The sequence below is a fragment of the Oceanotoga sp. genome (genome assembly GCF_030445905.1).
Classification (GTDB): domain Bacteria; phylum Thermotogota; class Thermotogae; order Petrotogales; family Petrotogaceae; genus Oceanotoga; species Oceanotoga teriensis.
This window is the reverse complement of sequence record NZ_JASUSU010000006.1, coordinates 1-13382: the sequence shown is the minus strand read 5'-3', so window position 1 is coordinate 13382 and position 13382 is coordinate 1. Positions and strand designations below refer to the sequence as shown.

10 protein-coding genes are annotated in these 13382 nt (G+C 28.5%); 2 read left to right on the top strand and 8 right to left on the bottom strand.

All coding sequences use genetic code 11. From position 1 onward, the window contains the following. Nucleotides 1-3: 3 nt before the first annotated feature. On the bottom strand, nt 4-333 hold the full coding sequence (locus tag PWP28_RS02765) for an STAS domain-containing protein (RefSeq protein WP_109605356.1): 330 nt from the start codon (nt 331-333) through the stop codon (nt 4-6). A 60-nt stretch (nt 334-393) separates the two neighbouring features. Beyond that, nucleotides 394-2178 carry an aspartate--tRNA ligase gene (gene aspS, locus PWP28_RS02760; protein ID WP_369426130.1) on the bottom strand — a complete coding sequence of 595 codons (1785 nt, stop codon included), beginning with the start codon at nt 2176-2178 and terminating at the stop codon, nt 394-396. Nucleotides 2179-2306: 128 nt separating this feature from the next. Here aspS and PWP28_RS02755 point away from each other — a divergent pair, with 128 nt between their 5' ends. Next, nucleotides 2307-3260 carry an S-layer homology domain-containing protein gene (locus PWP28_RS02755; protein WP_146192165.1) on the top strand — a complete coding sequence of 318 codons (954 nt, stop codon included), beginning with the start codon at nt 2307-2309 and terminating at the stop codon, nt 3258-3260. A gap of 35 nt (nt 3261-3295) precedes the next feature. Here the strand turns inward: PWP28_RS02755 and PWP28_RS02750 are convergent, their stop codons facing one another. From PWP28_RS02750 to PWP28_RS02730, 5 genes are all read right to left on the bottom strand, one after another. Continuing rightward, nucleotides 3296-4633, bottom strand: a complete 1338-nt coding sequence (locus PWP28_RS02750; RefSeq protein ID WP_109605361.1) for an NYN domain-containing protein — start codon at nt 4631-4633, stop codon at nt 3296-3298. A gap of 51 nt (nt 4634-4684) precedes the next feature. Then, nucleotides 4685-7441: an isoleucine--tRNA ligase gene (ileS, locus tag PWP28_RS02745; protein ID WP_109605363.1), complete on the bottom strand. Its 2757-nt coding sequence runs from the start codon at nt 7439-7441 to the stop codon at nt 4685-4687. Nucleotides 7442-7606: 165 nt separating this feature from the next. Further along, complete coding sequence (locus PWP28_RS02740) at nt 7607-7960, bottom strand: response regulator (RefSeq protein WP_109605365.1); 354 nt, start codon at nt 7958-7960, stop codon at nt 7607-7609. 20 nt (nt 7961-7980) lie between these two features. Continuing rightward, nucleotides 7981-10713 carry an ATP-binding protein gene (locus PWP28_RS02735; protein WP_109605367.1) on the bottom strand — a complete coding sequence of 911 codons (2733 nt, stop codon included), beginning with the start codon at nt 10711-10713 and terminating at the stop codon, nt 7981-7983. Between the two features lie 90 nt (nt 10714-10803). Beyond that, nucleotides 10804-11211 (bottom strand): hypothetical protein, encoded by a 408-nt coding sequence (locus tag PWP28_RS02730; RefSeq protein WP_109605369.1) that lies wholly within the window; start codon nt 11209-11211, stop codon nt 10804-10806. Nucleotides 11212-11408: 197 nt separating this feature from the next. Between PWP28_RS02730 and PWP28_RS02725 the strand changes: the two genes are divergently transcribed. Further along, nucleotides 11409-12692 carry a sodium:proton antiporter gene (locus PWP28_RS02725; RefSeq protein ID WP_109605371.1) on the top strand — a complete coding sequence of 428 codons (1284 nt, stop codon included), beginning with the start codon at nt 11409-11411 and terminating at the stop codon, nt 12690-12692. Nucleotides 12693-12708: 16 nt separating this feature from the next. Here PWP28_RS02725 and PWP28_RS02720 read toward each other — a convergent pair whose 3' ends face one another. Next, nucleotides 12709-13254 (bottom strand): GNAT family N-acetyltransferase, encoded by a 546-nt coding sequence (locus tag PWP28_RS02720; protein WP_109605373.1) that lies wholly within the window; start codon nt 13252-13254, stop codon nt 12709-12711. Nucleotides 13255-13382: the final 128 nt, after the last annotated feature.

Below are 13382 nucleotides of genomic sequence, written 5' to 3'. Positions count from 1 at the left end.
TCTCTAAACTTCTTCAATCGTATCTTCTGTTCTTATTATTTTATCAAGTTTTGTCATTTCAAATATTCTTCTTATTTGATTTTGTAAAGAAAGAAGAACTACTTCTTTTTCATGTTTTTTTGATTCTTTTATTAAAGATACAATAGCTCCAAGTCCCGCACTATCTATATATGAAACTTCTGATAGGTCAACAGCTATTATCTTCTTATCGATATTATCCATATGTTCTATTATCTTTTGCTTAAATGTTGCCGAATGATAAGCATCTATATCTCCTGATACCTTTGCAACAAAAGCTTTTTCATTTTCACTAAAAGTTATAACAAAGTCCATTTTACCCCTCCTAAATAATTGTTCAAATTATAAGATGTTAAAGGAGTTATACTCCTTTAACTAATCATTTTTTAAAATTATATTTAATTCTTTGAGTTGATATTCAGATAATTTTGATGGTGCTTCTGCCATTGGATCTGAACCTGTAGCTGTTTTTGGAAAAGCTATTACTTCTTTTATTGAATCTTCTCCTGCCATTACAGCTACTAATCTATCCATTCCCAATGCTGCTCCAGCATGTGGTGGAGGACCATATCTAAAAGCTTCAAGTAAAAAACCGAATTTATCAGTTATTTCTTCTTCTTTTAATCCTATTATTTCAAATACTTTGTTTTGAATATCTTTTCTATGTATTCTGACACTTCCACTTGCCATTTCATAGCCATTTATTACGAGATCATAAGATTGAGAATTTATTTTAAGCGGTTCATCTTTATACATTTCAAGATCTTCAACGTTAGGCATTGTAAATGGATGATGTTCTGCTTCAAGTCTTTGTTCTTCTTCATTCCATGAGAACATAGGAAAATCCGTTATCCACATTATATCAAAACCATCTTTTTTAACATATTCGTCTCTTATAATAGTTGCCCTTAATTGACCCAATATTTTATTAACTTTTGATAATTCTCCCGCAACTATTAACATGACTTCTCCATCGTTTATTATACCATCATTTAAAAGATTATTAATTTCTTCTTCAGCTAATTTTTTTATTGTGGATTTTACATCTTTATTTTCTTCTTTTGATATCCAAATCAATCCTGATGCACCAAATTGTTTTGCAAGATCTGTTAATTCATCAAATTTTTTTCTTGAAAATTCATTAGCTTTTTCAGGTATTGAAAATCCTTTTATAACACCGTTTTCATCTATTACGCTTTTTAAGAATTTAGCTTTTGTATTTTTAAAGTATTCAGTTATATCATTTAATTCCATACCATATCTCGTATCTGGTTTATCACTTCCATATTTGTTCATAGCTTCTTTATATGTCATTCTTTTAAATGGAGTTTCTATTTCAACATTGAGACCTTTATCAAAACATTCTTTTACAAGGCCTTCTCCTATTTCAAAAATATCTTCTTTATCAACAAATGAAGCTTCAAAATCTATTTGAGTAAATTCAGGCTGTCTATCAGCTCTAAAATCTTCATCTCTAAAACATCTTGCAATTTGGAAATATTTATCCATACCTGAAACCATCAAAAGTTGTTTAAAAATTTGTGGTGATTGTGGAAGGGCATAAAAATTCCCCTTTTTTATTCTGGATGGAACTACAAAATCTCTTGCTCCTTCTGGTGTTGATTTGTTTAAAAATGGAGTCTCTATTTCAAGAAAATCTTTGTTTGAAAGATAATTTCTAGCCGCTTGCATTACTCTATGTCTTAAAATAATATTTTTTTGCATCTTTTCTTTTCTTAAATCTAAATATCTATACTTTAATCTCAAATTTTCTGATATCTCTTCATCTCTATTAACATAAATAGGTGGAGTTTCTGATTCTGAAAGGATTTCTAATTCTGTTGCATGAATCTCGATATCACCTGTCTTCATGTCTGTATTTATTGCATCTGCTGGTCTTTCTTTTACTATACCTTTGATTGATACAGTATATTCATTACCGAGTTTTAAAGCCTTTTGATATAAATCTTGATTTTCATTTGGATCAAAGAAAACCTGTGTTTTACCGTATCTGTCTCTGAGCATTATGAATTTTATTCCGCCAAGATCTCTTATTCTATCTACCCAACCATTTAGAATAACTTCTTGACCTGAATTTGAAGAATTTAATTCTCCACAAGTATGAGTCCTTTTTAACAAAATTGAACACCTCCAAAACATCTAACATATAAAAATTTTTTATTGTTTTCTAAGTTTGCTAATGTATTATAGCCTAAGGACATTACTATTTTACCATCTTTTATGATAAAATAGTAATAGAAAAAAACTATTTTACAGGGGGTGTCGTTGTGAAAAAACTACTTATCATCACAATGGTTTTAACGTTAGCTTTTGGTTCAGCTTTTGCCCAAACATTTAAGGATGTTCCTGTTAATCACTGGGCATACGATGCTGTACAAAAAATTTCTTCTATCGGTATTTTAGAAGGATATCCTGATGGTACCTTTAAAGGTATGGACACAGTTAATAGATATCAATTAACTTTAACTGTATCAAGAACTATCGATTACACACAGCAAAATCTTATAGCTCCTTTAGCTGAAAAAATTTCTCAACTTGACAAAAAAGTAAGTTCTATGTCATCTGGAAATACTTCTTCAGCTTCTAATTCAGAGGTTAATGCTTTATCAGTTAGGGTTAATAAAGTTGAAAATTCTTTGAATCAATTACAGAGTTCTTATGAATTATTGAGTTATGCAACTGTAAAAATAGATGAATTGGAATCTAAAGTAAAAGATATGACAAATTCATCTATAAATCAAGATTCTATTTCTAATATAAATACAAGACTTGCAAGAATGGAAAATGAAAATAATGCTTTATTGGAAAATATTCAAAACCTTTCTTCTGCAAATACATCTATTCAATCTAAACTAAATAATGTTTCTAATGAAACATATTCAAATCAAAAAGAAATAGAAAGAATAAATACTCTTTTATCTAATTTGAATTCTAAAATAGATATGAAATCTGATTCAATGAGTATAAGTGATGTACAAAGTAAAATCAAAGCACTTGAGAATTCTATAGTTGATATAGATACCAATAGAAAAGATATTTCTAATATAAAATCTTCTTTGAATACAGTTCAAAGCTCTGTTGATGAACTTTCAAAAGAAGTAGAAGCTAATAAAAAAGCTGTAGCAGAATCTGGAAATGGCGGAGTAGATATATTAGATATATTGATCTCAGTTGTTATATCAGCTGGTGTAGCTTTTGCATTTACACAATTTATAAAATAATAATTCTTAAAAAAATAATGACGTCATTGACGTCATTATTTTTTATCTTTATACTTATAATATGGCTTTTCATAGAATACATCTTTTGTTTTTATCATGAAATCCAAAACCTTTTTCGTCTTTTCATGATCTTTATCATTAAAAACATGTATTGAAACTTTATCTAACTGTCCTTCATTTATATTTTCATCTTTCAAAATTCTTTTAACATAAAAAGTATCAAGCGTGAGTTTAAATTCTTCATATGTCCCATTTAATTTAACGGGAGTTTTTAAACTTACATAATCACTTCCATCTTTTCCGATAAACATACCAGAAAATTTTAATGCTATACCAAAAGAACCTATTACTTTATTTGTAAGATTTAAATTTTCTTTTGAAACATGTAAGGCCTCTGATATCGTACTTACTTTTCTCTTCATAAATAATTCATATACATGTTTCCCAAATTCAGCTCTAAGTTCTGGATAAGGAAGAATTTTATCATATTTTATTTCCCATCTTCTCGGTGCTGGAACATATAAAAACTTATCTTTTGTTTCTTTTAATTTTCCAGAACCTATCATGTTCTGGATAAAATTTTCAAGGCTATCTAAATTTGAGTTTTTAGATATCCATTGATGTCTTGATTTAGCTATTTTTTCAAGCTTTTCAACATCAAAAGGTGTATTCGATGTTGCAACAAGTCTTTCTAAAAACCTCATATAATTCTCTTCATACTCTGAATATTCATAAGATTCTTTGAACATCTTTTTTCTTATATTTTTTAAAAGACCTTCAACAAAATCTCCCATAGTTTTATATCCAAAGTTTCCATAATAAACTCCCATTCCAGTTACTATTCTTTTTACAACAGTTTCATCTGGTTGAAGACTTTTTTCATCCATTATTCTTATCATTTCATCGACTAAATCTTCAAAAGAATCAGTTGAATTAACTTTTTCAGATTTTACTATTTCTTCATAAGGGATATATGTGTCAGCTGCAAATTGCATATCTGGAGAAGTATTTTTACTTCTACCTATTACATAAACTGTTTTTCCGTATGTCCTCAATTTTTTTACAAGAGGTACAAAATCAGCATCTCCGGTTACCAAAACAAAGGTTTCAATATGGGGAAGAGAAAACATTGTTTCAATTGCGTCTACGGCAAGTTTTATATCATTTCCTTTTTTGTTTCCAAATCCATCTTCCGGCATTTCAATTAATTCTATTCCATGCCTTGAAAATGAAAACATCGTTGCCGGATATTTCGACCAATGTCCATAAGCTTTTCCTCCAACTAATTTTCCATGTTCTTCTAATTTTTGTACAACTAATTCCGGGTCAACTGGTTGGTTTTGATAGTCCATAAATACAAATATATTGTTCAAATCTTATCACCTCAGTTCAATGAGAGCGTGGCTTTTAGCCACGCCAATTATTTAATTTTCTCTTTCTCCCCTTAAAACAGCTGCACATCTTGGACATGTTCCTTCATGTTGTTCATCTTCACCTGTTTTTGGATCTATTTTCCAACATCTTTCACACTTTTCTCCTTCTGCTTTAACAACGGCAACCTTAACTTTTTCTCCTTCAAATCCTTTTTCTACATTATTTATTTCTATCTGAGAAGTTATGAACACATCAGATAATAGATAAGGATCTGTAGATGATAAAGCTTCTTTTATTTCTTCATTTTTAGGTTCTATTATTACTTTAGCTTCGAGAGAATTTCCTATAAATTTTTCTCTTCTTTTCTCTTCAAGAGCTTTTGTAACATCATCCCTTACAGAAAGTATTAAATTCCATTTTTGAATTAGATTTTCATCTTTATTTATATTTAATTTTGGCCATTCTTCTAATTGTATTGTGTCATACTTTCTTGCACTTTCTGGAAGATATTTATATATTTCTTCGGCTGTAAAAGTTAGTATAGGAGCCATCATTTTAGTTAATGCCATAGCTATTTCATACATAACTGTTTGTGCAGATCTTCTGAGTTTTGACTTCTTTCCTTCTGTATATATTCTATCTTTTATTATATCGAGATAAATAGAACTCATATCTGTAGTACAGAAATTATTTAGTAAATGATGAACTCTATAAAATTCATAATTTTCATAAAATCCAGTAACCTTTTCTATTAAATCATTAAGCCTTATCATAGCCCATTTATCTATTTCATAAAGATCATTAAATTCAACATAATCATTATTTGGATCAAAATCTGATATATTACCCAATAAGAATCTCAATGTATTTCTAAATTTTCTGTATACTTCACTTTGTTGTTTAAGTATTTCAAAAGATATTCTTATATCTCCTCTGTAATCAGATGAAGCAACCCAAAGTCTTAATAAATCAGCACCATCTTTTTCAATTATATCATTAGGACTTATTCCATTTCCTTTGGATTTTGACATTTTTTCTCCTTCTTCATCTTTTATAAATCCATGAGTGAGAACAGATTTATAAGGAGCAACTCCATTTTTACCCACTGAGAGGAACATAGAACTTTGGAACCATCCTCTATGTTGATCAGATCCTTCAAGATATAAATCAACAGGGTATTTATTCAAGGCCTCTCTTGAATTTACAACGGACTCCCAAGAAGCTCCAGAGTCTATCCAAACATCGAGTATATCTTCTTCTTTTGTAAAATGTATTCCACCACATTTAGGACATTTAAATCCTTCTGGTATGAGTTCTTTTATGTCTTTCTCAAACCACGAATCAGTTCCTTCTTTTTTAACTATATCTATAAAATGATTCATCTGTTCAACTGTTAATGTTACTTCGCCACATTCGTCACACTTGATGGCAGGTATAGGTATTCCCCAAGCTCTTTGTCTTGATATACACCAATCTGGTTTATCTTGAACCATACCCTTAAATCTTTTTTCTCCCCATTCCGGTATCCATTGAACTTTATCAATCTCATCAAGAACTTTTTCTCTCAAACCATTATGATCAACACTTATAAACCATTGCTCTGTAGCTCTAAATATTATAGGATTTTTACATCTCCAACAATGTGGATATGAATGTTCTATATTCTGTAATGCAACGAGATAACCACTGTTTTTGAGATCTTCAATTATTACTTTGTTTCCTTCCCAAATTTTAAGTCCTTCATATTTTCCTGCTTCTTCAGTAAATTCGCCTTTATAATCAACTGGAGAAAGAACTGGTAATTTATTTTTTAATCCTGTTATATAGTCATCAGCTCCATGACCTGGTGCAGTGTGAACACATCCTGTACCATCTTCAAGTGTTACATAATCTGCTAATACTATTTTTGATTCTCTATCTATAAACGGATGTTTTGCAGATTTATTTTCTAAATCTTTTCCCTTAAATCTTTCAACTATTTCATATTTCTCTTTTCCAGCTATTTTCATAACTTTTTCAACCAATGCTTCGGCCATTATCCATTTTTCACCCTCAACTTCAACTTTTACATAATCAAAACTTCTATGAAGTGCTATAGCTACATTAGCAGGAAGTGTCCATGGAGTTGTAGTCCAAATTATTATATAAGTATTTTTATCTTCAAATGGAAATTTTACATATATAGATGGAGAAGAATGATCATGATACTCTACTTCAGCCTCAGCCAAAGCCGTTTGACATTCAGTACACCAATATATAGGCTTTTTATTTCTGTATACATTACCTGTTTCAACCAAAGATTTTAATGTCTCAAGAACTCCTGATTCATAAACTGGATCAAGAGTTATATATGGATTATCCCATTCTCCTCTTATACCAAGTCTTTCAAATCCCTTTTTTTGTTTTTCAACATGTTTTAAAGCATATTTTTTACATAATTTCCTTATTTCAAGTTTTGTCATATGTTTAGCTTTTTCGCCAAGTTCAGTTGTAACTTTATGTTCTATTGGGAGACCATGAGTATCCCAACCCGGAACATATGGTACATTATGTCCACTCATAGTTTTATATTTAATAACTATATCTTTTAAAACTTTATTCAATGCATGTCCCATATGAATTTCTCCATTTGCATATGGAGGTCCATCATGTAAAAGAAATTTTGGCATTTCTGATTTTTCTTTTCTTACTTTTTTTTCAAGATCCATTTTTCGCCATTCTTTTAATGTTAATGGCTCTTTATCCTTTAAATTAGCTTTCATTTTAAAGTTGGTCTTTGGTAGATTCAACGAATCTTTGTAGTCCATTTTTTACACCTCCGAGTTTTGTATTATTTAGAATATAAAATATTTTATTTAATATTTTTAGTTTATTATACAATTGTTTTTATTATATTATATTTTTTTTGCAAATATATTGACAAAATTGTGCCTAAAAAGGCACAATTTTTTATTATTAAAATGTTTAATAAACTAAATCTTTAATATATTAGCTATTATATCTTTTAATTCTGTTAAATCCATAGATTTTACGACATAAGCATCTGCTGCCCAAGATGCCATCTCGCTCTTATAATGAGAATAAGCGGTCAAAAGTATTATTTTTGTTTCTGAATATTTTTTTCTTATCTCTCCGGCAAGTTCTAAACCATTCATATCCGGCATTTCTATGTCTGTACATAATAAGTCTATATCTTCTTCTTTGAATATTTCTAAAGCTTTTTTTGCACTTGATGCATCTATTACATCGTATCCAGCTTCTTCAAGTTCTTCTTTTATAAGTAATCTTAAGTTATCCTCATCGTCTACAATTAATATTCTTGCCATTTTAAATCCCTCCCTAAATGTTAATTAATAGGTATTTCAAACTTGAAAACTGTTCCATCTTCATTCGATTTTACCAAATATAGTTTTCCTTTATGTTCTTCCTCTATTATTTTTTTACAAATTGGCAATCCCAAACCAGTACCATTTGTTTTTGTAGTGAAAAAAGGCATAAATAATTTTTCTTTCGCTTCTTCAGGTATGGGCTCTCCATCATTGTATATCTCAAAGTATGCTGTTTTTTGTTTTTCTATACCAGTCTTTATTCTTATATTTCCTTCATCAGAAACTACTTCTATTGCATTTTTTATTAGATTTATCAACACCTGTTTTATTCTATTTCTATCTATATCCATGTTTATTATATCTGTATTTTTCATTATTTTTAAATCTATATTTTTTTGTTCTACAAAGTCTTCATACATCATCAATACATCATCTATTAAATCATTAAAGTTTATTTTCTCAAATCTTGGCAATTTACTTCCTCTTGAATATTCAAGTATTTCTGAAACTATATCCTCAAGTCTAACGAGTTCAGAATTTATTATATCTGTATATTTCTTAACTGAATTAGGATCATCTATTTTTTTATTCATTCTTTTTAAGAATCCTCCAATAACAGTTAAAGGATTTCTTATTTCATGTGCTATTCTTGAAGTCATTTCTCCTATTGCTGCAAGTTTTTCTCTTTTTTCCATTTCTTTTTGAAGCGAAAATAACTCTGTAACATCATCCAAAAGTATTATTACCCCTTCTAAAAAACCAAGATCTGGATTTCTCAATGGTGAAAATTGTATATCAAAAACCTTTTTATCTTCTCCTATATTCAATTTATAGCTCGGATATTTTAAATTTGTTTGTTTTTCATACACCTCATCTATAGTATTTATAATATCTTCACCAAAAGTCTCTTTCATTATACTTATATTTTGTCCTATTACATTTTCTCTTGGTTTAGAAAACATTAATTCAGATTTTTGATTCCATTCTATAATCTCACCTTGTCTATCAACAACTATTATTCCAACAACAAGATTTTGGAGAATATTTTCTTTAAATCTTCTATAATAATCCATCATATTTTTTTGTTCTTCAAGAGTTTTATTTTTATGTCTTAGTTCATTATAATTTTCTATCATTTCAAAGGCTAGCCCTGTACTATCAAGAAATAATTTTATTATTTCAGAATCGAGATCGCTTATTTCATTTCTGGTAACTATATTATCCACTATAACTACACCTTTTGTTTCTGTTCTACCAGTTATCGGAAATATTAAAAATTCTTCACATTTTATTATATCGTATATATCTTCTAATTCCTCACCCTTCACCTTTAAAACATTTGGTTTAACATGAACTATTTGTCTTTTTTGAACTACTCTTTCAAGAACAGGATGACCTTTATATGCAAGAACTTTGTTTCCAACACTTTCTGTTAATTTATTTGTATCCGGCAAATTAACAGCTTCTTCTCTCAAATATTGAGATATTTCTCCATATTTAAGTGCTCTTCTATCGGCTTCTTCCCAAACTTGATGAACATTTTCAAAATTATCTGGGCCTATCCAAAGTTTTGGAACAAGAAATCCTCTTAAATTATCTTTTTCAAGATAAAGTGCTCTATTAAACCTCAAACCTCTTCCAGAAGTAAGACCTATTAACATTATTTTAATTGCCATATTTTTATCATATGTAGATCTTATAGCTTGAGAAATTTTATGTAAAGAGTTCATCTTATCAAGTTGATTGTTTTGAAGCTCTATAAGATTTTCCGTAGATTCTTTTAAACTTTTTAATTCATCATTTTCACTTTTTATTTTATTGTACAAGTTTATTCTACTAACACCTATACTCATCTTTTTTACTGTCTCTTTAAAGAAATCAAAATCAAGTTCATCAAAATTTTTATATAATCTCAATCCCGATATATTTCTGTTATAAATTCCAAATAAACCTTTTTTTTCTCCATCAACTATCAATGTCGAAAACATGGCTGATTTTAAGTCTATATCAAATATTTTTTCATAATTCAAAAAAGATTTTCTACCTATTATAAGTTTATCTGTCTTTTTAAATGCTTCATATTCTAAAGAATTTTCACATAATTCTTTTTTTAATATTTCATTTTTATCTATACCATATCCATATTTAAAAACAAGCTTTTCATCATGTAGTTCCCAATAAATAACTTTTTCAGCATGTAAAAAATCATTCAATATCTTTATATATTTAGTATATAATTGTTCTATTTCAAGTGTCTCTTGAATTAGATCTGTTATTTTTTCTATAAGTAAAACTCTTTCCCTAATTTCTTTTATGCTGAGATTTTCCATCACCATTTTTAATATTATTTCATAAGAAGAAAAGGTTTTCTCTAAAGTATCAATATTTATGTTTTCTTTAAATAATCCAACAACACCTAAAAGTTTTTCTTCTGATATCAAAGGATATATATATATATAATCTGTATTCAAAGCCTTAAGTTCATCATTTATTTTATACTTCAATAAAGATTTTTTAGAAAGTTCTTTTTCGATTTTTTCTTCTTTAGTCATTATTTTACAACCATTTATTTCTTTCTTTTCAGTTGTATTACCTATGAGTCTAAGAACCTTTCTTGAAGGCTCATAAATAAATAATAAAATATCTTCTTTTAATTTATTTTTCATCTGTTGTGAGATTTCTTCAACTATCGATTTTAACAATTTTTCAGGTTCTTCTCTAGCTATTATTCCTATTAAATTGTCCATCATAAGGTTCACCCCCCATTATATTTAATTATACCTTAATAACTTTTAAAATTAAAATATATTTATAATAAAAAAAGATGCCTTAGGGCATCTTTAAAATTCAAATCCTAAAAATAATTTAAACGGACTTATCCAAGCACCTGCTTTAAAATATCCACCAGCTACTCCCACCAATGCTCCAAGTGATATTCCATCAGTCCCAAATGTTCCAAAAGCTTTTGTTGAATATGTTCCTGCTTTTAGGACAAATCTTATATCCATGTCTTTATTATATTTGCCCACACCTATACCCATCGTAGATACAAAATCATTATCATATGCAAATGATATAATAGGTAATTCTGCTCCTGCACCAATTCCAGCAGTTTTAAAATCAGTTACAAATAATAAATCACCATTAACATTTTTTAATGTTGGCGGAACTACATTTACTCTAAGGGTAGCAGAAAATGTAAAAATAGATATAATAACCATCATAATGATCAGAATACTTTTTTTCATTTTTTTTACCTCCTCAAATATATTCATTCAATTTTATAATAATAAAATTAAATTTAAATAAAAAATCTTTAAATATATAAAATATCTTTTATTTGTAAAAAAAGGTTTTTGATGTATAATGTAATTAGTTAGAAGCTGAAATTATATTTATTAGTACTTTTTAGGCTTTTAAAACATTTTTATGCAGGAGGAATAACATGATTTCCAAGATTGTTGTGGTAGGTATTCTTTTATTGACATACTACTTTATAATTTTTGGAAAAGTCAATAAATCAGTTATTGCTTTTAGTATGGGTTTATTGGCTTTATTGATTAAAGTTTCAGATGAAATGAAAGTAGAAAACATAAGTGAGTATGTCGATTTTAATACTATAGGTATCTTAATGGGAATGATGATTCTCGTTGGAATACTTAAGAGCACGGGTGTTTTCCAAGCTATTGCAGGATATATAGTAAAATTTTCAAAGGGAAATATAAATACTATATTCATAACAACCCTTGCCACTGTCGCAGTACTATCCAGTATATTGGATAATGTAACAACATTACTTCTTTTTTCACCAGTTATACTTTTGATATGTCAGGAAGCTGAAATTAAACCTGAAGCCATAATATTTCCAATGATTTTTGCGGCAAATATAGGTGGTACGGCAACAATGATTGGTGATCCTCCTAACATATTGGTTGCAAGTGCTTCTCAAAAAAGTTTTGTAGAGTTTTTCTCGGTAATGGTTATTCCAGCAGTTTTAGCTTTTTTTATATCAACACTTTATTTTTTATTATACAATAAAGAGTTTAAAAAGGCCACTCCAGATAAATTCAAAAATCTTTTGAATATTGAGCCTAAAAAAGCTATAACAAACAAACCACTTTTGATAAAGGGAAGTATAGTTTTCTTTGCTGTAGTTGCGGGATTTTTAATTCATGAGTACCTCGATTATGAAGCAGCACTTATAGCTCTTACAGGTGGAGCAATAATGCTTTTGATATCGGGAAAATCTTTTGAAGAAGTTTCAAAAGAGATAGAATGGGATACGATTTTTTTCTTCATTGGTCTGTTCACAATAGTAAAAGCTTTAGAACTTGCTGAAGTAATTGATGATATAACTTCATTGATCTTTAACTTTTCAAGCCATCCTACACTATTAATAATATTAGTCCTTTGGATATCCGGTATATTATCTGCTTTTATAGGAGCTGTTCCAGTTGTCACAATATTTATTCCTATAGTTAAAGCATTAGTTCCAGAAATACCAAATGGTCCAGAACTTTGGTGGGCTCTTGCTTTAGGAGCTTCATTCGGTGGTAATGGAACCATTAGTGGAGCAGCATCAAATATGGTTGTGGTTGGTATGTTAGAATCAAATTTTAAAGAAAAAATTAAATTTACAGATTTCATGAAACCTGGTATGCTTGTAGCCATAATGGGTTTGACTTTATCTACAGGCTATCTTCTTTTGAGAATAAATGTTTTTAATTAAATCAGGAGCATATTTTTTACTCCTGATTATTTTTTTGTTTAAATTCACTTTTTAATATTCCCATTATTATTTCATCATTATATTTTCCATTTCTATAAATTTCTTCTCTCAATACACCTTCTTTAACAAATCCAACTTTCTCATAGCATCTTATACCTCTTTTATTAAAATCATAAACATTTAATTTGACTTTATTTATATTCATTTCATTGAAAATAAAATTCAAAAGTACATTTAAAGAGTCAGTTCCATATCCTTTATTCCAAAATTCTTTAGCTAAAAATAATCCTATTGAGGCTACAGAATTTTTCCAATCAACAGAATTTACACCTATTCCACCCATATATTCTCCAGTTTCTAAATTTTCAATGGCCATACTGTAAGTTCCATCCCCTTTTGGATTTAAACGCTCATACCATTTAAGTTCATCTTCATATTTTAATGGAAATGGAATAGATGGATCTAAATATTGTTTCACTTCAAAATCATTAATACTTTTTAAAGCATTTTTCACATCATCTTTGTTATAAGCCCTCAATATAACTTTATCTCCCTTAAGCATATTTGCACCTCCTAATATTATAGATCTCTTAAAATAGTATCTTTCTAAATTCTAAAAACGTTTATTTAAAGTAATTTTAAACGATGTTAAAAGGGATATTTACCTCCATAGGTTATAATTAAATTGTT